This is a genomic window from Micromonospora sp. SD19, assembly GCF_054462275.1.
This window is the reverse complement of record NZ_JBTLMN010000002.1, coordinates 387543-412430: the sequence shown is the minus strand read 5'-3', so window position 1 is coordinate 412430 and position 24888 is coordinate 387543. Positions and strand designations below refer to the sequence as shown.

Here is a 24888-nt window from a genome sequence, read left to right as displayed (position 1 = left end):
GAGGAAGGTGTCGCCGTGGGTGACCTGCGCAAGCCGTTCCTGCTGATGGCCATGCTCGCCATCGTCCTGGCGATCGGGGTGGAGGTGGGGGCGGGGCTGCTGCTCGGCGGTGCCGACGCCGGTGCGGCCCTCGCGGACAGCGCCGGGGCGCTGGACGTGGAGATCGACGACGTGTCCGGGGTCAGCGAGCCGTCCGGGCGGGGCACCGGTTACCTCGCGCTGATCGACGCGGTGGCGGTCTGGAGCACCGGGCTGTTCTGCCTGGGCCTGCTGCTGCCCGAACGGGTCCAGGGTCGGGTGCAGGGCGTCGCCAGCCTGATCTTCTCGATCATCCTGATCATCGTCGGGCTGGTCGCGCTGGTGATCGCGTTTGTGGAGCTGTCCATCATGGTGTCGCTCTTCCTGGCCGTCCCCTTCGGCACCCTGGCGTACCTGGCGCTGTGGGGGTTCTTCCCGGTCGGCGAGGCGGCGGTGCTGCTCGGGCTGGTGCTGCTGCTGAAGCTGGTGTGGGCCGGGATGCTGGTGCTGGCCCAGCCGCGCTTCCTGCAGAACAAGGGCCTCGTCCTGCTGATCCTCACCACAGTGCTGTGCACTGTCGTGTTGGAGTTCCTGCACAGCCTGGTGCCGGTGATCCTGGTCAGCATCGTCGACGACGTGGCGGCGCTGGTCTTCGCCATCGTCGCGATCATCTGGGGGCTGGTGCTGCTGATCGGCTCCATCCCCGCGATCGTCAAGGCCGTCCGGGTCACCGCCGCCCTCCCCACCCGATCAATGTGAGCGGACCAGGGCCGCCACCCCGTCGCGGTCGAGGGTTCCGTCGGCCACCCACACCTGGTACCGGCCGTGCCGGCTCCCGCCGGCCGGCACCACCGCCGGGCGGTCGAACGCGAACGCCACGCAGACCCCCGGATACATCGCGGTCCGCACGAACCACCTGTCGCCGTGGCCGAGGCCCGCGAAGACCAGTGTGTACGCCCCGTCGCCCGGCCCGGACCCGGTCAGCGCCAGCCACGGCGCCGCACTGCCGTTGACCGCCTGCTCCCCGGCCGCGTCGGCGGTGAACACCGCTGGTTCACCGTCGGCGACGGCCCGCCAGAAGAACCCGCCGTAGCCGGCCCCGCCGGGGCGACCGTTGGTGGCCGGGCTGCCCAGGCGCACCGCCCGGTCGTCCGGGGCGACGAGGACGGACTCCACATCGAGCCGCCAGGCGTGCGGCGCGACCACCGACGCGGTGAGCCACCTCCGTTCGGTCAGCAGCACCGCGCCGGCCCGGTCGCGCCACTGGAGGTCGTGCGCGTACCGGCCCGGGGAGTGCTCCACCTCGCCGGTGTGCGCGATGACGCCGTGGTCGTCCCGCCAGGTGTAGCCGACGTCGCGGACGTAGGTGCGCCCGCCCCAGAGGTTGCTGCCGTTGACGTCCTGCACCGCGAGGGACGCGCCGAGGTGCCACACGTGGTCGTCGGGGAGCGCGTCGGTGACCACCGTTCCGCCGAGGGTACGCACCGGGTGCAGGTACGGTCGGGGCCCGTGCCGGGGGTTCAGCGCCGGGTCGAGCACGTACTCGGCCACCTCGGTGGCTCCGACGGTCAGCCGCACCGACTCCCCCACCCCGGTCATCGCAGTCCCCCACGCCCGACGCCGGCGACCGGCACCGGCTCGGCGGGGCTCGGCTGACCGACGGCCGGGACCGGTCGGCGGGCGGCGACGGCGTGCAGGGCGGCCACCGTGTAGCCGGCGAGGATCGGCACCGCGACCGGGGTGACCAGGACGGCGAGCAGCCCGGCCAGCGCGACGACCCCGGTGAGCGCGGCCCAGCGGGTGGGCGCGTCGAGGCAGGCGCGGGCGGCGCGGCGGGCCGAGGCCCGCCACCGCCCGCCCCCGTTGCCGCCCACCTCGACGACGACCAGCCCGGCGTACCCGGCCAGGCCGGCCGCGATCAGCGCGGTCACCAGCAGCGCCGCCGCGCCGCCCGGCACCCGGCCGGTGGCCAGTGCCGCCAGGTCGGCGGCGAGCAGCGCGGCGCCGCCGAGCCCGAGCAGGCTGACCGGCACACCGGGTAGTACCGCGCGGCCGAACCGGCGCACCGTCGTACGCGCCGACGGCCAACTGCCGGTCCGCGTCCAGTCGTGCACCGCCGCGCTGGCCGTGCCCGCCGCCGATGCGGCGGTGAGCACTGGTGCCGCCGCGAGGGTGAGCAGGATGCCCAGCAGCGCGAGATCGGCGGCGTCGCGGGCGACGTCGCGCCAGTCCCGCCGCCCGGCGGTGTCGTCGGGTTCGGCGGGTTCGGCCCGCGATGTCGGTTCAGCCCTTGATGCCACTGGTGTTGATCCCCTCGACGAGCATCCGTTGGAACGCGACGAAGAACAGGAAGACCGGCAGCAGCGACAGCACCGACATGGCGAACATCGGACCGACAGCGCTCTGGCTTGTCGAGTCGATGAACAGGGTCAACGCGACCGGGACCGTGTAGTCCTCCAGTTGGGACAGGAAGACCAACTGGCGGAAGAAGTCGTTCCAGGTCCAGATGAACGAGAAGATCGCCGTGGTGACCAACGCGGGGCGGCTCAGCGGCAGGATGATGTGCCGGAAGATGCCGAACGGCCCGGCACCGTCGATGCGGGCCGCCTCGTCCAGTTCCCGGGGCACGCCACGCATGAACTGCACCATGAGGAAGACGAAGAACGCCTCGGTGGCCAGGAACTGCGGGATGAGCAGCGGCAGGTACGGCCAGTCGCCGCCGACCAGCCCGAGGGTGCGGAACAGGATGTACTGCGGCACGATCAGCACGTGCTGGGGCAGCAGCAGCGTGCCGATCATGACGGCGAACCACATGCCGCGCAGCCGGAACCGCAGCCGGGCGAAGGCGTACGCGGCCAGCAGGCAGGACAGCCCGTTGCCGACGACGGTGAGCAGGCTGACCATCGCGCTGTTGAGGAAGAACCGGCCGAAGCTGACGTCGAAGTTGGACCAGCCGGCGGTGTAGTTGCCCGGGCTGAACCGCTCGGGCAGCAGCCCGACGTTGTTGACGATCTCCTCCTGGGACTTCAGCGAGGTGCCCACCATCCAGATCAGCGGGTAGAGCACCACGGCGACGATCGCCAGCAGGATCAGCAGTCGCAGCACGGGGCGTCCGCCGGCTCGTCGGCGGGCGTTCGGCGCTGCTGCGGTCGTCGGGGTCACCGCCACCATCACCGGTCCTCCCCGTCGGAGTAGTGCACCCAGAACCGTCCGGTGCTGAAGAAGACCGCGGTGATGACCGCGATGGCGATCAGGAAGACCCAGGCCATCGCCGAGGCGTAGCCCATGTTGAGGTCGGTGAAGCCGGTGATGTACAGGTTCAGCGTGTACATCAGGGTGGAGTCGACCGGGCCGCCGGTGCCGTTGCTGAGCACGAACGCGGCGGTGAAGCCCTGGAAGCCGTTGATGGTCTCCAGCACCAGGTTGAAGAAGATGACCGGGGAGAGCATCGGCAGGGTGACGTCGCGGAACTGGCGGAGCCGGCCGGCCCCGTCGACCGAGGCGGCCTCGTACAGCTCGGTGGGCACCTGCTTGAGCCCGGCAAGGAAGATCACCATCGGTGCGCCGAACTGCCAGATGGCCAGCACCATCAGCGTTTCGAGGGCCCAGTCGGGGTCGTTGACCCACGGCTTGCCCGTGATGCCGAAGAGGCTCAACAGCGAGTTGAACGCGCCGTCGCGGTTGAACATGTTGACCCAGACGATGGCCAGCGCCACGCTGCCGCCGAGCAGGGACGGCAGGTAGAACAACCCCCGGAACAGCCCGACGCCGCGCCAGGCGCGGTTGAGCAGCAGCGCCACGCCGAGCGCCGCGGCCAGCTTCAGCGGTACGGCGATCAGCGCGAAGGTCAGCGTCACCCGCACCGCGTGCCAGTACGACGGGTCGGCGGTGAACATCCGCTCGTAGTTGGCCAGCCCCACCCACTCCACCTCGGAGAAGGGGGTGAGGATGTCGTAGTTGGTGAAGCTCAGGTAGAGCGACAGCAGCATGGGGATCGCCGTGACACCCATCAGACCGATGAGCCACGGCGACAGGAAGACGTACCCCGCCAGACCTTCGCTGTGCCGGAATCGCCCGGGCCCACGCCTCTGCGGGTGGGCCCGGGCGGATCCGGGGCCGCGTCGGGTCGGGTCGGGCGCCGTGGTCAACGCCACGAACGGCTCCTCTCCTCGCCTCGGGGGCGGTCAGGCGATGGCGGACTTGCACGCCTCGACGAACTGGGCGGCGGCTTCGGCGGGGGTGGCCCGGCCGTACTGCGCGTTCTCGGCGGCCTTGATCAACTCGGACTTCACCTTGCTGTGCCCCTTGATCGGCACCTGCGGCGACTTGCCGAACTTCTGGGTCAGCTCCGCCTCGACGGCGATCGACTGCTTCATGGCCGGATCGGTGGTGTCGTCGCTGACCACCCGGCGCAGGTCCAGGTTCGACGGCAGGCCACGGTCGGTGCCGAGCAGCTTGACCGCCGCCACGTCGTTGTTCAGGAAGTTGATCACATCGATCGCGACGTCCTTGTTCTTGCTGCCCTTGAACACCGACCAGTACATCGACGCCCGGGCCCACTGGGCGCTGGGGTCACCGGGGTAGGCGATCACGCCCAGCTCGTCCTTGGTGTTCTTCTTCAAATCCGGCATCTGGTTGGCCCAGACCCAGGAGGTCGCCGCCTTGCCGGTGACCACCAACTGCTTGGTGACGTCGCTGGCGTTGCCCTCGTGGATGACGTCGGCGGTCGGGGTGGCCTTGCGGTCCCGGGCGCCCTTCCACAGGTCGAACCACTTGGTCACGTCCTCGGCGGTGAAGCCCAGCTCTTTGCCCTTGTAGAGGTCCTTGCCCTGCTGGCGCAGCCAGACCCAGAACGCCTTGTAGTCGGCGCTCGGGTCCTGGGTGCCGGGCACCTTCGTCTTGGCGGTGACCTGCTCGGCCCAGGCGATGTGCTGCTCCCAGCTCATCCCGGTGGTCGGCTCGGGCAGGTTGTGCTTGGTCAGCAGCGTCTTGTTGTAGACCAGTCCCTGGGTGTTCTCCCCGGCGGCCAGGCCGGCGAGCTTGCCGTCGACCACGCCGTACTGCCAGAGGCTTTCGGGGAACTTGGAGGTGTCCAGCTTGCCGGACTCCTGGTACGGGGTCAGGTCGAGCGTGGTGTTGCGGGCCGCGTACTCGGCGAGGTAGTTGTCGTCGATCTGGAACAGGTCCGGTGGGTTGCCACCGGCGGTGAGCGTGGCCAGCTTGTCGAAGTAGCCCTGGTTGGCCTGCCAGGTCTTCTCGAAGGTCACGTTGGGGTGCTTCTGGGTGTAGAGGGCCAGCGCGTCCTCGGTCAGCTTGGCCCGGGCGTCGCCGCCCCACCAGAAGATGGACAGCTTGACCGGCGCGTTCGGGTCGGCGGCGCCGCCGTCGTCTCCGCAGGCGGCGGCGCCGAACATCAGCGGTGCGGCGACCGTCACGGCGAGCAGGCCACGCAGGAGTCGCCGCCGGGGCAGCGGGGTACGGTGGGCGCGCCCGACGGGCGCGCCAGTGGTGGGGGGCGTTGCGGGGTGCATGTGCGCTCACTCCTCGGCATTAGGAGGCGACGGCGTCACCGGTGGCCGTGGTCGGGGTGCCCGGGCCCGCAGGGCAATGCGGGTCCGGGCCACGCGGCGCGGCCAGGGGACGTGCCGGCCGGGCGTACGGGCCCGGGCCGGTCGAGTCGCGGATGACCAGGTCGGTCTGGAGCATTACCTGTGCGGTGGTACGACGGACGCCGAGCGCCGTGCCGGCACCGGACCCCCGCGCACCGCGCGGTGATTCGATGTCCTGTTGCAGCAGCATGTCGACGGCCGTCCGGCCGGCGGCCCCGGTGGGTGTGGCCACCGTCGTCAGCTTGGGTCGGGTGAGCCGGCTCAGGGTGATGTCGTCGACCCCGACGACGCTCACCTCCTGCGGCACCCGGACCCCGAGCGCGTCCAGCCCTTCGATCAGGCCGATCGCCATCAGGTCGTTGTAGGCGAGCACCGCCGACACGCCGCTGCGTCGCACCTGCTCGGCGATGGCCGAGCCGCCGACCTCGGTGGGCGCGTTGGGGCCGAGCACGGTCAGCTCGGCGCCACCGGCTCGGGCGGCCGCGCTGGCGGCACGGCGCATCTCCCGGTTGGTCCATGAGCTGCGCGGGCCACCGAGCAGCGCGATGCTGCGGTGCCCCAGGCCGACCAGGTGCTCGATCGCCGAGCGGGCACCCTGACCGACGTCCATCAGCACGCAGGGCAGGCCGGTCACCTGGCGGTTCACCACGACCAGTGGCACCTCGCGGCTGAGCTGTTCGATCAGGCTGTTGCTCATCCGGGGGCTGCACAGCAGCACCCCGTCGACCTGCTTGGCCAGCGCGTGGACCAGCTCTTCCTCGGCGGTCGGGTCCTCGTTGGTGTCGGCCACGAAGACGTGGTAGTCGCGGTGCCGGGCCTGACTCTCCGCCGCCTTGATCAGCGGTGGGAAGAACGGGTTCGCGATGTCCGCGATGATCAGCCCGATGTTGTGCGTCCGCCCGGTGATCAGTGCTCGGGCGGCCCGGTTCGGCCGGTAGCCCAGATCCTCCGCGCACGCCAGCACCCGGACCCGCGTCTCCGGGTTGACCAGGTGTGGCGCCGAGAAGGTGCGGGACACGGTGGAGATGTGCACACCCGACGCCCGGGCGACGTCCCGGATGGTGACTGGCACGGCGGCCCCTTCGTCCGATGTGGTGGCGGTCACGGGTGTGGCCCATTAATGCAAACGGTTGCGCCAGTGTCAACGGTCAATGATTACGGCTTTGTTGCACCCACGCTCCCCTTGGTGAGCTGCCGCCGCACAAAACCTGACATATAACGCCGATCCCGTCGCCGTCGTTGACGCCAACGGATCGATCGTGATTACTTCATTGCAAACCTTTGCAGCACCACGGGAGGCGCACCGCATGTCACCGAGAGCCGCCGGACGGGTCCGGTACGCCGTGGTGGGCACCGGCGCGCGGGCGGAGATGTTCGTCCGGGCGCTGGTGCTCGACCACGCCGACACCACCGAGCTGGTCGCCTTCGCCGACACCAACCAGGCCCGGATGGACGCGCACAACCGCTGGCTGACCGAGCTGGGCCACCGCCCGGTGCCCACGTACCCGGCCGCCGACTTCGCGGCGATGCTGGACAAGGAGCGCGTCGACGTCGTTCTGGTCACCAGCGTGGACGTCACCCACGACGAGTACGTGGTGGCCGCGCTGCGCGCCGGCCGGGACGTCGTCACCGAGAAGCCGATGACAGTGGACGCGGCACGCTGCCGGCGCATCCTGGACACGGTGAGCGAGACCGGCGGCCGGGTGACCGTCGCGTTCAACTACCGCTACAACCCGCTGCACGAACAGGTCCGCCGGCTGCTCGCCGAGGGCGCGGTCGGCGAGATCGGCTCGGTGCACTTCGAGTGGCTGCTGGACGTCCGCCACGGTGCCGACTACTTCCGCCGCTGGCACCGCGACAAGGCCACCTCCGGTGGGCTGATGGTGCACAAGGCCAGCCACCACTTCGACCTGGTCAACTGGTGGCTGGCCGCCACCCCCGTCGAGGTGTACGCGGCCGGCCGGCTCTTCTTCTACGGCGAGGAGGGCCGCCGGCACGGCTACGCCCGCGACTACGACCGGGCGCACGGCTCCCCCGCCGCCGCCGACGACCCGTTCGCGCTGCGCCTGGACGCGCACCCCCGGCTGCGCGAGCTGTACCTCGACGCCGAGGCCGAGGACGGCTACCAGCGCGACCGCAACGTCTTCGCGCCCGGGGTGAGCATCGAGGACGACATGGCGGTGCTGGCCCGCTACTCCACCGGCGCCACCATGACCTACCACCTCACCGCGTACGCGCCCTGGGAGGGCTACCGGGTGATGGTCAACGGCAGCCGGGGCCGGCTGGAGCTGGACGTGGCCGAGAACGACTTCGTCGACCGGGGCACCGCCGGCGCGGTCAAGGGCGCGGCCCTGCACGGTGCCGAGGCGCCGCCCGAGGGCGGGGGTGCGACGCTGACGGTGCGCCCGTTCTGGGCCCCGCCCCGGCAGATCCCGGTGGAGGGCCGCAGTCGGCACGGGCACGGTGGCGCGGACGCCCGGATGACCGGGGTGCTCCTCGGCGGTCAACCCGACCCGCTGGGCCGCGCCGCGACCGCCGACGACGGCGCGTTGGCCCTGCTGACCGGGCTGGCCGCGAACCGGTCCTTCGAGACCGGTCAACCCGTCCGGGTCGCCGACCTGCTCACCCCCCGCTGACACCGCAGACGAGGAGCCGCACCCCGTGCCCACGTTCGACCACACCGATCTGCTCCTGCCGCCCGAGCCGGGCCAACGGGCGCTGGCCCGGGAGCTGTACGCCCTGGCGGCGGAACAACCCATCATCTCGCCGCACGGGCACGTCGACCCGGCCCTGCTGGCCGAGGACCGCCCCTTCCCGGACCCGGCGCGACTGCTCATCGTGCCCGACCACTACCTGACCCGGATGCTGCTCAGTCAGGGCGTACCCCCGGCGGAGCTGGGGGTGCCCACCCGCGACGGCAGCCCGGTGGAGGCCGACGGCCGGGTCATCTGGCGACGCTTCGCCGCGCACTGGCACCTGTTCCGGGGCACCCCGTCGCGACTCTGGCTGGAGCAGACCTTCCGCACCGTGTTCGGGGTGCACACCGTGTTCGGCCCGGCCACCGCCGACGCCGTCTACGACGAGATCGCGGCCCGGCTCGCCGAGCCGGACTTCCGGCCCCGGGCGCTGTTCGAGCGGTTCGGCATCGAGGTCCTGGCCACCACCGAGTCGCCGCTGGACGACCTCGCCGCGCACGCCAAGCTCGCCGCCGACGGGTGGGGCGGGCCGGGCGGCCGGGTGGTCACCACGTTCCGCCCCGACGACGTGGTGGACATGGAGTTCGAGGGCTGGTCGACGAACGTGGACCGGCTCGGCGACCGGGCCGGCGAGGACACCGGCACGTACGCCGGCTACCTGGCCGCGCTGCGGGCCCGGCGCGCCGCGTTCATCGCCGCCGGCGCGACCTCCTCGGACCACGGCCACCCCACCGCGCGCACCCTGGACCTCACCCCGGCCGAGGCCGAGCGGCTCTACGACCGGGGTCGGCGCGGCAAGGCCGATGCCGCCGACGCGGAGGCGTTCCGGGCGCACATGCTCGTGGAGTTCGCCCGGATGTCACTCGACGACGGCCTGGTCATGCAGCTGCACCCCGGCGCGGTGCGCAACCACAACCGGTGGTTGCACGCCCGGCACGGGCGTGACGTCGGCGGCGACATCCCGCAGGCCACCGAGTACGTGCACGCGCTCGCCCCGCTGCTGCAGCGCTACGGCAACGACCCTCGGCTGCGGGTGGTCCTCTACACCCTCGACGAGGACACCTTCACCCGCGAGCTGGCGCCCCTCGCGGGCGGGTACGCCGCGCTGCTGCTCGGCGCGCCCTGGTGGTTCCTGGACTCCCCCGAGGTGCTGCGCCGGTTCCGGGAGACGGTCACCGAGACCGCCGGGTTCTACAACACCGCCGGCTTCGTCGACGACACCCGGGCGTTCTGCTCCATCCCGGTCCGCCACGACGTGGCCCGTCGGGTCGACGCCGGCTTCCTGGCCCGCCTCGTCGCCGAGCACCGGCTGCCGATGGACGAGGCCGCCGAGACCATCGTCGACCTGGCGTACCGGCTGCCCAGGCGGGTCTTCAACTTTGGAGGCGTTGACCAGTGACCACCACCATCACCTCCGTCGAGGTGCACGACGTGCGGTTCCCGACCGCCGCCCGGGGCGACGGCTCCGACGCGATCAACCGGGGTGACTACTCGGCGACGTACGTCGAGCTGGGCACCGACGCCGGCCCGACCGGTGCCGGGTTCACCTTCACCAACGGCCGGGGCAACGAGATCACCTGCGCGGCGGTGCGGGCCCTGGCCCACCACGTGCGGGGGCGCACCATCGAGGAGATCACCGCCGAGCCGGTGGCGTTCTGGCGCTCGCTCAGCGCCGACGTGCAGCTGCGCTGGCTGGGCCCGGAGAAGGGCGTCATCCACATGGCGACCGGTGCGCTGGTCAACGCGGTGTGGGACCTGCGGGCCACGCTGGCCGGCAAGCCGATGTGGCGTTTCCTCGCCGAGCTGCCCACCGACGAGCTCGTGGCCAGCGTCGACTTCAAGCACATCAGCGACGCGCTCACCCCCGACGACGCGGCCGCCATCCTGGACAAGGGACGCGACGGGCTGACCGACCGGTTGGCCACCCTTGAGCAGAGTGGTTTCCCTTCGTACACCACCTCGGTCGGGTGGCTCGGCTACCCCGACCACAAGGTGCGGGCGCTGACCCGGCAGGCGTACGCCGACGGCTGGCGGGCGATGAAGATGAAGGTGGGCGGCCCGCTCGCCGACGACCTGCGGCGGGCCGGGATCATCCGGGAGGAGATCGGCCCGGACGCGCTGTTGATGATGGACGCCAACCAGGTCTGGGACGTCGACGAGGCGATCACCGCGATGGCGGCGCTGGCCGAGGTCGACCCGTACTGGATCGAGGAGCCCACCCACGCCGACGACATCCTCGGGCACGCCCGGATCGCCCGCGCGGTGCACGAGCTGACCGGCGGACGCTGCCGGGTCGCCACCGGTGAGGTGGCCGCCAACCGGGTGATCTTCAAGCAGTTGCTCCAGGCCGAGGCGATCGGCGTGATGCAGGTCGACGCCTGCCGGGTCGGTGGCGTCAACGAGGTCCTGGCCGAGCTGCTCCTGGCGGCGAAGTTCGGCGTTCCGGTCTGCCCGCACGCCGGCGGGGTGGGCCTCTGCGAGTACGTCCAGCACCTGGCGATCTTCGACTACCTGCGGGTGGGCACGGGGCTGGACGGCCGGATGATCGAGTACGTCGACCACCTGCACGAACACTTCGTCGACCCGGTGCGGACCCGCGACGGGCGCTACCTGCTGCCCGAGCGGCCCGGTTACAGCGCCACCATGAAGCCCACGTCGATCGCCGAGTTCCGCTTCCCGGACGGTCCGGCATGGCGGTGACCGTCGGCGCCTCCCGGCTCGGCCTGGGTGCGCTGCGCCGACTGCCCGCCGAGGCCCGACCCCTGATCCGGCCGGGCACCGTGCCGACCGGTGTCGTGCACCTGGGGCTCGGCGCGTTCCACCGGGCGCACCAGGCCGTCTTCACCGAGGCGGCGGTCGGCGCGGCCGGCGGCGACTGGGGCATCGTGGCCGTCGCCCCCCGCAGCACCGCGCTGGTCGAGGCGCTCGCCGCGCAGGACAACCTGTTCAGCGTCAGCACCCTCTCCGCCGCCGGCAGCACCACCCAGGTGGTGGGCGCGCTGAGCGGCGTGCGGCACGCGCCCAGCGACCCGGACGCGGTGGTGGCGCTGATCGCCGACCCGGCGGTACGCGTGGTGACCCTGACCGTCACCGAGAAGGCGTACCAGCTCGATCCGGTGACCGGCCAGCTGTCCCCGGACTCGGCGCTCGCCGCGGACCTGGCCGGCGGCGGCCCCCCGCGCACGGTTCCGGGTCTGCTGCTGCGCGGGCTGGCCGCCCGGGCGGCCGCGGACGCCGGGCCGGTGGCAGTGGTGAGCTGCGACAATCTGCCGGCCAACGGTCGACGGCTGCGCGGCATGCTCGACCAGGCGGTCGGCCGGGCGGCCGGGGTGCCGGCCGGGCTGGTCGAGTGGGTGGCCGGCAACGTCACCTGCCCGGGCACCATGGTGGACCGGATCGTGCCGGCCAGCACCCCGGGCACGATCGAGGCGGCCCGCCGGGCGCTCGGCGTGACCGACCTGGCCGCGGTGGCCGCCGAACCGTACGCGCAGTGGGTGATCGAGGACGACTTCCCCGGTGGGCGGCCCGGTTGGGAGTTCGCCGGGGCGGTGCTCACCGACGACGCCGGCCCGTGGGAGCGGCTGAAGCTGCGCACCCTCAACGGTGTGCACTCGGCCATCGCGTACCTCGGGGCGTTGGCCGGTCGGGAGACGATCGCCGACGCGCTGGAGATCCCGCACCTGCGCGACGTGCTGCGCCGGCTGATCGCCGAGGACGTGGCGGCCAGCTTCACCCCGCCGGACGGGGTCCGGGTGGTCGACTACGGCGAGCAGGCCCTGGCCCGGTTCGGCAACCCGGCGATCCACCACCGCACCCTGCAGGTGGCGATCGACGGCTCGCAGAAGCTGCCGCAGCGCGTCCTGCACACCATCGCGGACCTGCGCGCGACCGGACGGTCCGCGCGCTGGGGCGCGCTGGTCGTGGCGTCCTGGTTGCGCTTCGCGCAGGGGTACGCCGACGACGGCCGGTCGTTGCCGTTGCAGGACCCCCTGGCCGGGCCGATCCGGGCCGCGCTGGACGACGGGGTGCAGACCCCGGCCGGCGCTGTCGACGCGGTCTTCGCGTTGCGCGAGGTCATCCCGGCGGAGGTGGCCGAGGACGACGACGTGCGCGCCGACGTGATCGCCTGGCTGACCGCGTTGCAACGGCACGGCGTCGAGGCCACCCTGGCCGGTGCCCGGTGACCGGGTCGACACCGGCCGGCCGGCGGTGAGCGGGGCGACGCCGCCCCGGGTGGCGGTGATCGGGGCGAACGGGCACGGTCGGTGGCACCGGCGGGTGATCGCGCCCCTGCACGACGCCGGTCGGCTGCGGTTGGTCGCCCTGGTCGACGTACGACCGGTGGAGGACGACCCGGCCGCCCCGGTGCCGCCCGGGGTGGCGGTGTTCACCGACCACCGGGCGATGCTCGCCGCCACCCGGCCGGAGGTGGTGGTGATCTGCACGCCGCCGCACACCCACCTGACGATCGCCCGCGACGCCCTGGCCACCGGTGCGGACCTGCTGCTGGAGAAGCCTCCGGTGCTGTCGCTGGCCGAGCACGAGGAGTTGGCCTGGGCGCTCACCGCCGCCGGCCGGGTGGCCCAGGTCGGCTTCCAGGCGCTCGGCTCGGCGGCGCTCACCGCGTTGACCGACGCGCTGGCCGCCGGCCGGTTGGGCACTGTCACCGGCATCTCCACCATCGCCGCCTGGCAACGGCCGGACGCCTACTACGCCCGCTCCCCCTGGGCCGGTCGTCGGAGTCTGGACGGCCGGCCGGTGCTGGACGGCGCGCTCGCCAACCCGCTCGCGCACGCGGTGATGCAGTGCCTGGCCATCGCCGAGGCGCTCGCCGGGGCGACGCCCTGGCCGGTCGCGATCGAGGTGGAACGCTACCGGGTCCGGCCGATCGAGGTGGAGGACACCGCCGTGCTGCGGGTCCGGTTCCGGGCCGGGCCACCGGTGCTGGTGGCGGTGACCCTGGCCGCGGAGGAGTTCGTGGCGGGCGAGGTGGTGGTGACCGGGACGACCGGGCAGGCGGTGCTGGAGTACCCGACCGACCAGTTGCGCCTGCCCGGGGACGTGGTGACCCGTCGGGTGCCGGGGCGGTTGGGGCTGCTGGAGAACCTGCTCGCCCATCGGGTCGATCCGGTGGGCGTGCCGCTGATCGCGCCGCTGGCCCGTACCGCGCCGTTCACCGCGCTGCTGGACGCGCTGCGGCCGGCGCCGGAGCCCCGGCTGCTCGACGGCGATCTCGTGACCACCCTCGGCGAGGGCGGGCAGCGGGTCCGCCACCTGCGGGGCGTCGTCGACGTGTTGCGCCAGTCGGCTGAGCGGGGGGCGCTGCCGAGCGAGTTGGCGGTGCCGTGGGCGTCCGCCGCGTACCGCGCCGAGCTGGCGGGATAGACCTCCACCACAACGAACGGAGAGAGCCGATGCGCAGAATCCTCGGCGGCGCCACCGTGATCGCCGTCCTCCTCGGTGCCGCCCCGGCCGCCGCCGTGGCGAGCCCGGACGTTCCGTCCGCCGACCGGCTCTCCTGGACGGCCCGGCACCTCGGCCGGCAGGCGCTGCCCGCGCGGGACGGCTGGGCGGCCGACGGACCGGGCACCACCGGCGGCTCGGCGGCCACCCCCGAGCGGAGCCGGGTGGTCCACAACCGGGCCGAACTCGTCGCCGCGTTGGGTGGCGACAACGCCAGCAACGCCGCCGACGCCACCCCGAAGCTGATCTACGTCGACGGCACCATCGACGGCTTCGAAGGGCCGGACGGCACCGCCCTGGACTGCGCCGACCTGGCCGACCCGGGGTACCGGTTGGACGCCTACCTGGCCGCGTACGACCCGGCGGTGTGGGGTCGGGTGGCGCCGAGTGGGCCGCTGGAGGAGGCGCGGGTGCGTTCGGTGGCCAACCAGACCCGGCAGACCCAGATCAACGTCGGCCCGAACACCACCATCGTCGGGCTGCGCGGCGCCCGGCTGACCGGGCTCACCCTCATGATCGACCGGGCGTCGAACGTGATCGTCCGTAACCTCACCCTCGTCGACGCCCGGGACTGCTTCCCGGCCTGGTCACCGACCGACGGCGAGGCCGGCAACTGGAACAGCCAGTACGACCAGATCTCGGTACGCCGCAGCGAGAACGTCTGGGTCGACCACAACACCTTCACCGACGGCGACAACCCGGACAGCGCCCAGCCGGTGTACTTCGGTCGGCCCTACCAGGTGCATGACGGGTCGCTGGACGTCACCCACACCGCCAGCCTGGTCACCGCCTCCTGGAACCGCTTCTCCGGTCGGGACAAGCTGCTGTTGATCGGATCGTCCAACACCGTGGGCCCGGACGTGGGCCGGCTGCGGGTCACCCTGCACCACAACCTCTTCGACGGTGTCCTGCAACGGCTGCCCCGGGTCCGTTTCGGGCAGGTCGACGTCTACAACAACCACTACCGGCTCGGTGGGGACGACTTTCAGTACGCGCTCGGCGTGGGTGTCCAGTCGGCGATCTACGCGCAGAACAACTTCTTCACACTGGACGCGCCGGTCGACCCGGCCGACCTGCTCTACGACTGGGGTGGCACCGCGGTGACCGAGCGGGGTTCCTGGGTGCGCCAGGGCGGTGGCGTGGCGCGACCGGTCGACCTGCTGGCGGCGTACAACGCGACCCATGACCCCGACCTGGCCGCGGACGCGGGCTGGACGCCCACCCTGCGCCGCGACCCCGTTCTGCCCGCACCGCTGGTCCCCGTCCTGGTGGGCCCGCTCGCCGGCGCCGACCGGCTGCCCATCTGAGCGGCTCGGCGCGCGGGCGACTCGCGGTCGGGTCGGCGACTTAGGGGCTCATCGATGCGGAGAAGATCGGCTATAAGTGACGCATGGAATTCCCGCCGCACCTGGGCAGCATGCCGATGCACGCGATCACCGAGATCCACGGCGAACCGGGCCTGCTGGAACGTTTCCGGTTGGAGGTCCAGCAGTTCGACGACGCTGCCCGGACGCGGCTGACCGCCGCGCTCGACCTCGCCGCCGACCTGCACCGCGACGATCGACGCGTCCGCGAGCCGTACCTCAACCACCTGCTGCGGGTGGCGATCCGGTTGATGCACCACTACCAGGTGCGGGACGTGGACGTGATCGTCGCCGGCCTGCTGCACGACGCTGTCGAGGATCATCCGGCGGAGCTGGCCGACGGTGACCCGGGGGCCGACCCGACCGGGGCCGCGCTGGCCGCGCTCGCCGCGCGGTTCGGGCCACGGGTGGCCACCCTGGTCGCTGCGGTCACCAATCCGGTGTACGACCCCGAGCGGGACCGCAACGCGCAGTACCGGGAGCACCTGGCGGTCAGCCTGGAGCGCGAGCCCTGGGCCCGGGTGATCAAGGTGTCGGACTTCACCGACAACGGGGTTGGCGTGATCCACACGGTGGGGCCGAAGGTGATCTCGTCGGCCCGGAAGTACCGTCCGCTGGTGCCGCTCTTCCGGGACCTGATCGGCCGACCCGACACCCCGTTGTCGCTGGCGGTGAAGCGGCACATCTTCGGCCAGCTCGACCTGGCCGAGGAGCGGTTCAGCGCCATCCTGGACCAGCCCGCGCCGAACTGACCCGTCCCCTGATCACCCGACCGGGTTCCGTGACAAGTTCTCAGGTCTACCGGGAAGCCTCGGGCATTACGGTTGGTTTGCGCCAGATGAGCGGTATATCCCCTCGTGGTTCATCTTTCGGGCGCGCCACCAATCGAGAGGATTTGGATCATGCGCGACCTTTCCCGTCGGGATCTGCTCAGAGCCACAGCCGTCGGCGCCGGAGCGGTCGCTATCCCGAGCGTGATCGCTGGCAGCTCGGCGAACGCGGCCGATGGTCCCGGGTGGCCCGCGGACACGAAGTACCCACCGGCGCAGCTGACCGGCCGTATCGTCCGCCCGCAGAGCCCCGACTACGCGCAGGCCAGCCTCGGCTGGGACGAGCTGTTCGTGCACTATCCGCTGGTCATCGTCTTCGCCCAGGAGACCCAGGACGTGGTCAACGCGCTCACCTGGGCGCGGCAGCACGACGTCGCGCTGCGGGTACGCAGTGGCCGGCACAACCTGGAAGGCTGGTCGAACGTCGACAACGGCATCGTGATCGACGTCAGTGAGCTGAAGGACGTCCACATCGACACCGCCAGCCGCACGGCGAAGCTCGGCGCGGGGCTCAACCAGTCGGAGGCGGTGACCGCCCTCGGGGAGCACGACCTCGCCGCGACGACCGGCACGGAGGGGACCGTGGGCCTCTCCGGGGCCACCCTCGGCGGCGGCTTCGGCTTCCTCACCCGCTACCTCGGGATGGCCTGCGACAACCTGATCGGCGCGGAGATCGTCGTGGCGGCGGGCGCCGACGGGGCGAAGGTGCTCGAGGTGGACCCGTGGAATTACCCGGACCTGCTCTGGGCGCTGCGCGGCGCGGGCAACGGCAACTTCGGGATCGTCACCTCGCTGACCTACCAGGTCGCTCCGCTGACCAGCGTCGCCTACCTGCAGGTGACCTGGCCCGGTCTCGGAGACCTGCACGAGGTCTTCGACGCCTGGCAACGCCTCGCACCGTTCACCGACCCCCGGCTCGGCAGCCAGGTCGAGGTCCACCCGGATGAGATCCTGCTGTTCGCGGTGCTCGCGGAGGGCTCCGAGGCAGAGGCCAGGAAGCTGCTGGCGCCGATCCTGTCGATCGGCAATCCCACTGTCACCGTGCAGACCGGCGGCTGGGGCGACGTCTACGCCGGCTTCCAGATCCCCAACGAGGACGAGCCGGCGAAGTGGAAGTTCTTCTCCCAGTTCACCCGGGAACCGTTCCCGGAGAAGGCGGTCAGCATCGTCCAGGCGTTCATGGAGAAGGCGCCCTCGCCCGACAGCAACTTCTTCACCCAGGCCTTCGGGCGCGGGGCGCAGCGGCAGGAGCCGTTCGGCGGCGCGGCCTTCCCGCACCGCGACGCGCTCTTCTACTCCGAGCCCGGCGTCGGCTGGGGCACCCGAGGCGAGCCCGACAGCGACGACGCCGTCACCCCGATCGCGCAGACCTGGATCGCCGAGTTCAGCCAGGCGCTGCGCCCCTATGTGGACGGCGCCTACGTCAACGTGCCGAACATCGGCATGGCCGAGTGGGAGAAGGCCTACTGGGGGCGCAACTTCCCCCGGCTGCGCAAGATCAAGGCGAAGTACGACCCGCACAACGTCTTCCAGTACGAGCAGAGCATCCCGCCCGCGACGCACTGACCGGCCTCATCGCGCCCCGCTCGGCTCACCTCACCTCATGCGCGTCCTTTGCTCTGCACCCATGGGCGCACCCACTACGGACGGTGACTGTCGCCTCCGTGGGTGCAGAGCAAAGGACAAAGGAGAGGTGTCCGGGGGCGACGCCCAACTTCCGGCCGAGGTCGGCGCGGAACAGCTCGAACCGGCGTACCGCCTCGTTGATGTTCCGTTCGGCCAGGTGCACGGCGGTCAACGCCACCTGAACCGCTTCGCCGTACCGGCCCTGCGTGGTGAGCCGCTCGGCGAGCGCCCCCAGCGCTTAGCCCAGGTTTGCCCTCCAGCACGGGCGGCGGCGCGGGGCGGTGTCGCTGACGCGCGACATACCTCAGAGTCATATTTATACCTCTGGGTCATATCGCTCAGCCGACCATGCGCCTCCAGACGCCGTCACCCACGGTGAGACGCCGTCGACTCTGCGAATGACAGCCGGCCCACCGCGAGGCGGGAGAGTCGGCGGGAGGTGCGATCAGAAGGGCGAGACCTCGCCGAGGACGACGCGCAGCGGGTGGGGCGCGGTGGTGGCGAGGTCGCCGAGCACGGTGAGCAGCAGGGCGTACTGCTCGGCCGGCTCGTCGACGAGCAACTGACCGGCGTCGCTGACTACCAGGGTAAGCGGTCCGGCGTCCAGCCGATCCCGGAGCGCGTCGGCGAGGGCGTCCCAGGTGTGTCCGAGGTGGGTCGGCAGGGCCAGCGCGTCGGCCAGCGCGGCGAAGAGCGCGGGCCGGGTCCGGGTGGCCGCACCGCGCAGCACCACGGCGTCCGGCACCTCCTGCGCGCCGGCACGGGACACCGTCAACCAGTCCGGCCATCGCCTGTCGTCATGGTCGGCCATCACGTGCCTCCTGGTCCTGGCGGGCACCGAAACCGCGTGGTCGGCCGGCCGCGAAGACACGACCGGCCGACGCCCGGGCCGGTCAGAGCCGGTAGAAGTCGGTGTAGTGGTTGGGCGAGAACCAGGTGACCCCGGTGCTGCGGTTCACCACGATCCGGTACGCGTCCCGGGCGGCGCCCTGGGTCCGCGGGTAGACGTCGTACTCGTAGTAGGTGGCGTTGGTGGGCAGTTGACCCTCGTAGTTGTAGAACTGGCCACCGGCGAAATTGGACTTCCCGCCGCTCCAGGAGTACCAGCCACGGCTGGTCGGGAACCCCTTGGCGGACCAGCCCGAGCGGGCGGTGCGGGCGTCCGCGCAGCGGCTCATGGTGCAGGAGCTGTAGACCGCCGCCGACGCCGGGTCGGTCAACCGGGGGGTGACCACGGACGGGCCGACGAGCGCGGCGGCGACCATGGCGAGGAGCAGGGCGACGCTGGTGGTACGCCGGCGGATCGCGCCGAGCGTGGCCAGCGGGGACACGAGGGTGGACACAGGCTGCCTCCAGACCATCCAATCCATCGATCCGCGTGATTGTCGGACCAGGACCAGTCTCACCGTTGCCGGTCGACGGCGACAGCCCTTGCCGCCCCAACGTCGCCACAATGCTCGGTGAACCCCGGACGACCCTCTCCCCTCCGGAGGCCCGGCCCCCGTCGCACCCCCGGGCCCGAATGGGTGTGACCGCTTCGCCGCGGCGTCACGTCGGCGTGGCGGCGACCAGATCGGTTACCCGTTGTTAGCGTGGGACGCGAATCCGTGACCAGGGAGGGGTGGTATGTCCGACGCCCCCGACGGCAGGCCGAGACCGGCGGAGCCGCGGCGGCACTGGGCAATCCGCAGCCTCACCGCCACCCGCGACACGAGCGTCCGCAGTTGGCGGTGGTGGGCGCGAAACTGGGATCGACTGGTGGCGGCCCTCCAGGACGAGGAGCCGGTCGGGTTGGCCGCGCCCGCGACGCCGTCCGGCCCGCTCGTCGAGCAGCGCACCGCGCCCCGGCAGATCGTGGTGCCCGCCCAGGGTTACGTGTACTCCTTCCACATCCGCGCGACGTTCGCCTGGTCGTCGACGGTCAGCCTGCGCGCCGAGGTGCTGACCTGGTACGCCGACTACTTCATGCCGCAGGCGATCCAGCGCCTGACCCGGCTCGCCGCCGACGCCGCCCGGGAGTTGGCCCCCCACCGTGCGGCGGAGCTGGAGATGCAACTGCAACAGACGCTCGCCGCGCAGGGCCCCTGGCGCTACCAGCGGGGCGACCTTGAGGTCAGCTGCGCGCCGGACGTCGCCGTCCGGCTCGACGAGCACATCAGACGAGCGGTTCAGCCACAGATCGATCGGCTGGTCACCCTCGAATGCCGCCTCGAAGAGCACCTGCGGCAGGCGCGGTACGCCGAAGAACTCAGCCGCCGGTGGGTGGCGATCCTGGACGACCACCTGGCGGTGGCCGGCGGCGACCCGGAGCTGGCCACCGCGCGCCAGCACATGCTCAGCAGACAGCGCGACGCCGTCCGGTGGATCGACGAACTGCTGGCCCAGCGCCGCCGCCCGCAGCAGGGTCAGTTCGCCTCGCCGACCGTCGCACCCCGACCGAGTGGCCTCGACACCGGCGGTGACCTGCCAGGTTGAGGCAGCCCAGCGAGCAACCAGCTGTCAGATTTTTGTCATTCTCGACGCCTTGATCGGCGTGCAAACATCGAAATGGGACGGTGGGCGGCTCGGTCGGCGCTCAGTACTATCCGCTGGATCCTGGCCAGCACTCGCCGGAGCGCGACGAGAAGGCGCGGGCCCTCTACGCGGCCGCGCGGATGGTCATCGAGTCGGCGAACGAGGACGGCGACTCCCGCATTTACGCGGTCAACTCATTCGTGGAAGTCGGCGTCCAACCTGGCGACGTTCACGTGAAAGATCACAGCCTGCGCTACCTCGAATCACTCAACCGGAAGCTCGGCAAGGTCGCCTACCACCGCATCGTGCAGCTTTCGCACTTCGACATGGCCTGCTTGGAGCGCCACCCCGACGAATCAATCGCAGAGCTCGTGGCAGAGAACTACCTGGCGCACTATCGGGAAATCGTCAAAGCCGGCCAGCAGGGCAAGGAAGCAGTACTGGAGGCGGTGCTCGGCAAGTACCCGACCTGTTTCGTCCTCCTCCAGAACGCCGCAGACGGAAAGTACGGCGGCCGGCTGATCTGGCAGATGCACCAACACGTCGACGGGCGGCCGCGCGAGGACATCGTCGAACTCACATCCGGCGAGCACCAGTCGACCAGGTAGGGGAAAGGTAGGCGGTCAGCGGTCCAGGCGCACAGGTCGCGGGTGTCACTGTTGGTCATGGCGACGAGAGTGGCTGGCAGCGAGGCCGACCAGCGCAGTGACGATGGCTCCAACCGCGGCGACCGCAGCGGTTGCCGTGCCTTCAGGGCCGTTCAACGCGACCACCAGAAGCACCCCAGTGGCCGACGCACCGATAGCCAGGGCGCGACCCACTACGTTTGACGATTGATCACTTCGCGCCGGCTTCTCCGACTCATCCATCACGACTCCCAACGAGTAGCGTTCGATCACGTTCAGCACAGCATTGGTGTGCGTGTGCGAGCACTCGGCCTGTCATATTGCGAAACAGCCTTGCGTGAGACGTCATTCACGCAACACAGTCGACAAAGGCAACATCGGGGCCGAACGGAGGCCGCCATGGGCGCGGACCGTCGCTGGTACGAGCTACCGGAGGCCAGGCAAGCGGCCTCCACGGGAGACTTCGGCGTGTTGCTGCGGGTAGCCCGTACCGCTGCTCGGCTCACCCTCGCAGAGGCCGGTCAGCGCTGCGGATATTCGGCAGCGACCCTCTCCCGGATCGAGCGTGGCCGCCAGCCGCTGACAGACGTCACGGTGTTGCGTCGCCTCGCTGAGATCTTCGACATTCCGCCGGAGTTGTTCGGACTCGCAGGAGGAGGCGGCCCGACATTCAACCGTCTCGGTGGCTCACTGGATAGGGTGCACGGTGAAGAGCCATCGCGCGAGGCGGGAGATGGTCCGGTGCGACGACGTGACGTGCTCGGCGGCCTGGCAGGCATCGTGGGCGCTGCCATTCCCGGGACGGATGACGGACCGGCCGCGGTGCCGGGCCGAGTCGTCAGCAGCCTTGAGGACGCTCTACTGGGGAACGCACCGCCCCCAACCGGCCCCGTTGGCACAGCGTCGATACGCGCGGCGCTCGGGACCGCCTGGTCCGACTTCCACGCCTGCCGGTACGCCCGATTATCGTCACGGCTCTCGGGCCTGGTGTCGATGGCAACGGCTGCGCGCGTCACCGCCGACGTTGATGATCAGCCGACGGCGGCCAGCGCCCTGACCGAGACCTACCACCTGGCAACGCAGGTGCTCATCAAGCTGCACGAGGACGGCATGGCGTGGTCGGCCATGGACCGGGCCCGCCAGGCGGCGCGCGAAGCGGACGACCCACTGCTGACCGCAGAGACGGAACGGATCTCCGCGATCGTGCTACGACGCTCCCGGCACCGAGCCCGCGCAGAACAGACGGCGGTCAGCGCCGCCCAGGCCCTCGACGCCGGGACCGGCTTGACCTCGATTGAGCAGAGCTGCGCGTACGGGCGGCTGCTGGCGACAGCGGCATACACGGCAGCTCTCTCGGACCGCCGGGACACCGCTTGGGAGTTGCTGGCCGAGGCCGACGAGGCCAGCCGGCGGGCCGGAGCGGGCGGCGGTTTCGCGGAGGTCGACGTCGCGCTCTACAAGATCAGTGTCGCCCGAAGACTGGGTGACTTCGGAGCGGCGGTCGAATACGCCCGCGCACTACGCCCCGATCAGCTGGGCAACGTGGAGCGGCGGGCGCGGTACTGGGAAGACGTCGCGTTGGCCCTGTTCGGACGCGGTGCGCACGCGCAGGCGTACCAAGCGCTGCTCGCCGCCGAGCAGACGGCACCGCAGGAGGTCCGCTACCGACCGTGGGCTCAACAGCTCACCGACGCGCTGCTCAGCGCCGACCGCCGTCAGGCGTTACCCGGGCTCCGCAGCTTCGCCGCCCGCACCGGCGTCACCTGACCGCGCGGACTCGGTACCGCGTTGATCAGATTCGGGATGCGAGTGACTTACGTCGAACGGCCACTCTGGTAAACGATCCTGAAGCCGTAGTGCCGCGCCAGCGCCGCCCAGCGTGACGACTTAACCAGCCGCTCCACGCTGTCTACCTTGCCACCGTTGACCATGTTGTTGAGGACCACCGTCTCGAATGCCGCAGACTCGATCCAGTCGATCTCTTTGGTGAAACCACACAGCATCGCCGCCTTCGTCTCACGAAGGAACTCGGCGAGCGTGGTGTCCGAGGCGCGAAGCACCGAGCAACTTCCGAAATAGAACCGCTTACCCTCGCACTGACCTGACATCCAGCTCGCAATCTCGGCGAGCCCTACGGAGTGCGAACTGGACAAGTGCAGCCGGGTGGGCGAGCCGTGCAGCGCGAAGAAGCCGACCTGGTAGGCGGAGTACTTGCGAGACAACCACCGCTCCAGGAAGTAGCGCAGTTCCTGTGGAGTGGCGGTGTCACGGTGGATGAAGCGGATGCTGCCGAGCCGTTCAAGCAGTTCGAGGGTCGGCAGAACCGAACCCCGCTCCGCGAGATCGTCCTCCCACTCGCCCTCGAAGCAGAAGACACCACCTGGCTTCGCCACGCCGGCTCCCCTCGCCTGATCCCGGACGTCGACCCTAACGAATCCGATGGATCTCGGCGTACCGCTGATGGTCCGGTCGCCTTCGGTCCGTCCGTGGCCCCGGTCGAGCCGATCGTCTATGGCTCCCGCATCCAGGTCTTCGGGTCGGTCACGAAGACGCCCTTGCCCTGCTGTCGCCGAATAACCCGCAGCGCCTCCAACCGGGCGTAGGCCATCTGCACGGTCCCGTGGCTGACGTCGTAGCGGGCACGCAGCTCAACGATCGAGGGCAGCTTGTCCCCCGGCTTCAACTTCTTCGACCTGACGTCGGCGATCACATCATCGGCGATGCGCCAGTAGTCCGGCACTTCTCGCATGGCTCTCCTCGCGTGGCAATCCGATTTGATCACACCGCGACTCACCTAACAAGCAGCGTTGACTCATCTGACATGTCTAGCTATGTTGGTTCCGAGCTGCTCCTCGCGTGGCAACGAGTTCGGCTCATCCCCTGGTCGGGGCGGGTGCGTGTGCCCGTCCCGACCCACCGGACTGCTCTGCTGTCGTACCGCCGAATGGGGCTGCGGCGGCGGAGCGGGCGGGTCGCCCGCGGCCCTCGCGCGGACGGCCCGCCCTTCCCGACCCACCGCACGGACCTTCCGCGCTCCCGCCTGCCCTCAGAGAGGACCGCCGTGGCTCAGGTGTATCGAGGTGGCCAGCCCTACCCCGCCGACTACCCAGGCCGGTTGACGCCGCACGAGGTGCGGACCCGCGAGTTCGCCACGTGTCGGCGCGGCGTCGACCCCGATGAGGTACGCGAGTTCCAGGCCCGGGTGGCCGACGAGCTGGCCATGACCAACGAGACGGTACGGCTGCTGAGCCAGGAGAACGACCGGATCAAGCGGGCGCTGCGCGACTGGCAGACCATGCACGCCCGGGAGTGCCCGCCGGCCCAGGAGCAGAGCCGCAACTCCGGCCACTGGTGACCACGCGCCCCTCGCCCGGCGACCTGCTCGTCATCGACGGCCGAGCATCGGTGCAGTTCGCCGGGGATCGCGCGCTGACCTTCCGCGTCGTCTCGGTCTGCGACCAGCCGACGTACGAGGGTTGGGTCTGGTTGACCGGCTACGTCCTCAACCGCCGAGGTAACGCGACAGCCAGACGCGAAGTCTTCGTCCAACTCGCCGGCCTCCGCCGCGCTCCGGCACCCGCTGCGTCAACTCCGGGCAGGGTGCGTCTCGCTGGGCCTACCCGCCGAAGCTCAGCGCCTGCCGCAGATCCGCGTCCAGGCTCTCCTGGTACTGCGGATCGGGCTCGGCCCCGGCAGCACTGAGGACGGTGCTGAAGAAGCATCTGGCGCCAACGGTGAGGATCACGCGGAAGATGTCCGTGTCATCGAGACCGTGAGCGCGCAGGTCCTCAACGTCGGCCTCAGTGACGGAGTTCGCATCGGCCGCGACCTTGCCGGCGAAGTTGACGACGGCGACCTCCTGCGCGGAGAGGCCGGCGCTGCCGTGATCCGACGCGATGGCGGCGACAGTCGGCGCGTCGAAGAACTTGTCGCGCAGAAACTTCCCATGTGCCAGACCGCAGTAGGAGGACTTGAGGGCCCGGGCCGCGGCGAGGGTCGCCAACTCATAGCGGCGCAGCTCCATCCCGTCCTTCACCGCGCCGTTGAGCTGCTGCCATGCCAGATACGCCGCCGGATTGTGGGCGAACAACCTGGTGTAGTTGGGCAGGTAGCCCATCGCCTTCGTGTCGGTGTCGAACATC

At 70.9% G+C, this 24888-nt stretch carries 25 protein-coding genes and 1 pseudogene; 14 read left to right on the top strand and 12 right to left on the bottom strand.

Annotated features, from left to right (window positions below; genetic code table 11):
* The first annotated feature begins 15 nt into the window (after window positions 1–15).
* Window positions 16–777 (top strand): hypothetical protein, encoded by a 762-nt coding sequence (locus ACX27O_RS09055; protein WP_030327496.1) that lies wholly within the window; start codon window positions 16–18, stop codon window positions 775–777.
* Here ACX27O_RS09055 and ACX27O_RS09050 read toward each other — a convergent pair.
* From ACX27O_RS09050 to ACX27O_RS09025, 6 genes are read right to left on the bottom strand one after another with little or no spacing between them, the layout of a single operon-like run.
* Entirely contained in the window at window positions 769–1617 is an 849-nt protein-coding gene (locus ACX27O_RS09050; protein WP_458939244.1) for a DUF6807 domain-containing protein, read from the bottom strand. The two genes, ACX27O_RS09055 and ACX27O_RS09050, sit on opposite strands and share 9 nt — an antisense overlap.
* On the bottom strand, window positions 1614–2318 hold the full coding sequence (locus tag ACX27O_RS09045) for a hypothetical protein (protein WP_357634940.1): 705 nt from the start codon (window positions 2316–2318) through the stop codon (window positions 1614–1616). The genes ACX27O_RS09050 and ACX27O_RS09045 overlap by 4 nt, the downstream gene beginning before the upstream one ends.
* Window positions 2302–3189, bottom strand: a complete 888-nt coding sequence (locus ACX27O_RS09040; protein ID WP_210866132.1) for a carbohydrate ABC transporter permease — start codon at window positions 3187–3189, stop codon at window positions 2302–2304. Before ACX27O_RS09040 ends, ACX27O_RS09045 begins: the two co-directional genes overlap by 17 nt.
* On the bottom strand, window positions 3189–4172 hold the full coding sequence (locus ACX27O_RS09035; RefSeq protein WP_030327490.1) for a carbohydrate ABC transporter permease: 984 nt from the start codon (window positions 4170–4172) through the stop codon (window positions 3189–3191). The genes ACX27O_RS09040 and ACX27O_RS09035 overlap by 1 nt, the downstream gene beginning before the upstream one ends.
* A gap of 30 nt (window positions 4173–4202) precedes the next feature.
* Window positions 4203–5549 (bottom strand): ABC transporter substrate-binding protein, encoded by a 1347-nt coding sequence (locus ACX27O_RS09030; RefSeq protein ID WP_458939243.1) that lies wholly within the window; start codon window positions 5547–5549, stop codon window positions 4203–4205.
* A gap of 19 nt (window positions 5550–5568) precedes the next feature.
* Entirely contained in the window at window positions 5569–6699 is a 1131-nt protein-coding gene (locus ACX27O_RS09025; RefSeq protein ID WP_036410513.1) for a LacI family DNA-binding transcriptional regulator, read from the bottom strand.
* Between the two features lie 235 nt (window positions 6700–6934).
* Between ACX27O_RS09025 and ACX27O_RS09020 the strand changes: the two genes are divergently transcribed.
* The 8 genes from ACX27O_RS09020 (at window position 6935) to ACX27O_RS08985 (ending at window position 17546) form a co-directional block, all read left to right on the top strand.
* The gene (locus ACX27O_RS09020) at window positions 6935–8263 is read left to right on the top strand and encodes a Gfo/Idh/MocA family protein (RefSeq protein ID WP_030327485.1); all 1329 of its coding nucleotides are present in this window, start codon (window positions 6935–6937) and stop codon (window positions 8261–8263) included.
* Window positions 8264–8288: 25 nt separating this feature from the next.
* The gene (gene uxaC, locus ACX27O_RS09015; protein WP_458939242.1) at window positions 8289–9722 is read left to right on the top strand and encodes a glucuronate isomerase; all 1434 of its coding nucleotides are present in this window, start codon (window positions 8289–8291) and stop codon (window positions 9720–9722) included.
* Window positions 9719–11023: an enolase C-terminal domain-like protein gene (locus tag ACX27O_RS09010; RefSeq protein ID WP_458939241.1), complete on the top strand. Its 1305-nt coding sequence runs from the start codon at window positions 9719–9721 to the stop codon at window positions 11021–11023. The genes uxaC and ACX27O_RS09010 overlap by 4 nt, the downstream gene beginning before the upstream one ends.
* On the top strand, window positions 11014–12507 hold the full coding sequence (locus ACX27O_RS09005) for a mannitol dehydrogenase family protein (RefSeq protein ID WP_458939240.1): 1494 nt from the start codon (window positions 11014–11016) through the stop codon (window positions 12505–12507). Before ACX27O_RS09010 ends, ACX27O_RS09005 begins: the two co-directional genes overlap by 10 nt.
* Window positions 12497–13708, top strand: coding sequence for a Gfo/Idh/MocA family protein (locus tag ACX27O_RS09000; RefSeq protein WP_458939239.1), 1212 nt, complete (start codon window positions 12497–12499; stop codon window positions 13706–13708). The genes ACX27O_RS09005 and ACX27O_RS09000 overlap by 11 nt, the downstream gene beginning before the upstream one ends.
* A 29-nt stretch (window positions 13709–13737) precedes the next feature.
* Entirely contained in the window at window positions 13738–15093 is a 1356-nt protein-coding gene (locus ACX27O_RS08995) for a pectate lyase family protein (RefSeq protein ID WP_358136507.1), read from the top strand.
* A gap of 83 nt (window positions 15094–15176) precedes the next feature.
* Window positions 15177–15902, top strand: a complete 726-nt coding sequence (locus tag ACX27O_RS08990; protein WP_030327477.1) for an HD domain-containing protein — start codon at window positions 15177–15179, stop codon at window positions 15900–15902.
* A gap of 150 nt (window positions 15903–16052) precedes the next feature.
* The gene (locus ACX27O_RS08985; protein WP_458939238.1) at window positions 16053–17546 is read left to right on the top strand and encodes an FAD-binding oxidoreductase; all 1494 of its coding nucleotides are present in this window, start codon (window positions 16053–16055) and stop codon (window positions 17544–17546) included.
* A gap of 505 nt (window positions 17547–18051) precedes the next feature.
* Here the strand turns inward: ACX27O_RS08985 and ACX27O_RS08980 are convergent.
* Both ACX27O_RS08980 and ACX27O_RS08975 read right to left on the bottom strand, forming a co-directional pair.
* Window positions 18052–18417, bottom strand: coding sequence for a barstar family protein (locus ACX27O_RS08980; protein ID WP_051708073.1), 366 nt, complete (start codon window positions 18415–18417; stop codon window positions 18052–18054).
* Window positions 18418–18499: 82 nt separating this feature from the next.
* Entirely contained in the window at window positions 18500–18949 is a 450-nt protein-coding gene (locus tag ACX27O_RS08975) for a ribonuclease domain-containing protein (protein ID WP_156057207.1), read from the bottom strand.
* 283 nt (window positions 18950–19232) lie between these two features.
* Between ACX27O_RS08975 and ACX27O_RS08970 the strand changes: the two genes are divergently transcribed.
* A complete protein-coding gene (locus ACX27O_RS08970) occupies window positions 19233–20081 on the top strand; it encodes a hypothetical protein (RefSeq protein ID WP_210857916.1) in 849 nt (282 codons plus the stop codon).
* Between the two features lie 80 nt (window positions 20082–20161).
* Window positions 20162–20728 carry a hypothetical protein gene (locus ACX27O_RS08965; RefSeq protein WP_210857915.1) on the top strand — a complete coding sequence of 189 codons (567 nt, stop codon included), beginning with the start codon at window positions 20162–20164 and terminating at the stop codon, window positions 20726–20728.
* 45 nt (window positions 20729–20773) lie between these two features.
* On the opposite strand, the gene ACX27O_RS08960 is transcribed toward ACX27O_RS08965, so the two are convergent.
* Complete coding sequence (locus tag ACX27O_RS08960) at window positions 20774–21028, bottom strand: hypothetical protein (RefSeq protein ID WP_210857914.1); 255 nt, start codon at window positions 21026–21028, stop codon at window positions 20774–20776.
* Window positions 21029–21145: 117 nt separating this feature from the next.
* Between ACX27O_RS08960 and ACX27O_RS08955 the strand changes: the two are divergent.
* Both ACX27O_RS08955 and ACX27O_RS08950 read left to right on the top strand, forming a co-directional pair.
* Window positions 21146–21373: pseudogene (locus tag ACX27O_RS08955) on the top strand (helix-turn-helix domain-containing protein); the annotation flags it as partial.
* 366 nt (window positions 21374–21739) lie between these two features.
* Window positions 21740–22513 carry a hypothetical protein gene (locus tag ACX27O_RS08950; protein ID WP_247675107.1) on the top strand — a complete coding sequence of 258 codons (774 nt, stop codon included), beginning with the start codon at window positions 21740–21742 and terminating at the stop codon, window positions 22511–22513.
* A 47-nt stretch (window positions 22514–22560) separates the two neighbouring features.
* On the opposite strand, the gene ACX27O_RS08945 is transcribed toward ACX27O_RS08950, so the two are convergent.
* Complete coding sequence (locus ACX27O_RS08945) at window positions 22561–23139, bottom strand: DUF6642 family protein (RefSeq protein ID WP_210857912.1); 579 nt, start codon at window positions 23137–23139, stop codon at window positions 22561–22563.
* Window positions 23140–23255: 116 nt separating this feature from the next.
* Entirely contained in the window at window positions 23256–23495 is a 240-nt protein-coding gene (locus tag ACX27O_RS08940; RefSeq protein ID WP_089020718.1) for a winged helix-turn-helix domain-containing protein, read from the bottom strand.
* 312 nt (window positions 23496–23807) lie between these two features.
* On the opposite strand from ACX27O_RS08940, the gene ACX27O_RS08935 reads away from it, so the two are divergent.
* Complete coding sequence (locus ACX27O_RS08935; protein ID WP_458939237.1) at window positions 23808–24101, top strand: DivIVA domain-containing protein; 294 nt, start codon at window positions 23808–23810, stop codon at window positions 24099–24101.
* A 261-nt stretch (window positions 24102–24362) separates the two neighbouring features.
* On the opposite strand, the gene ACX27O_RS08930 is transcribed toward ACX27O_RS08935, so the two are convergent.
* The gene (locus ACX27O_RS08930; protein ID WP_458939236.1) at window positions 24363–24887 is read right to left on the bottom strand and encodes a carboxymuconolactone decarboxylase family protein; all 525 of its coding nucleotides are present in this window, start codon (window positions 24885–24887) and stop codon (window positions 24363–24365) included.
* Window position 24888: the final 1 nt, after the last annotated feature.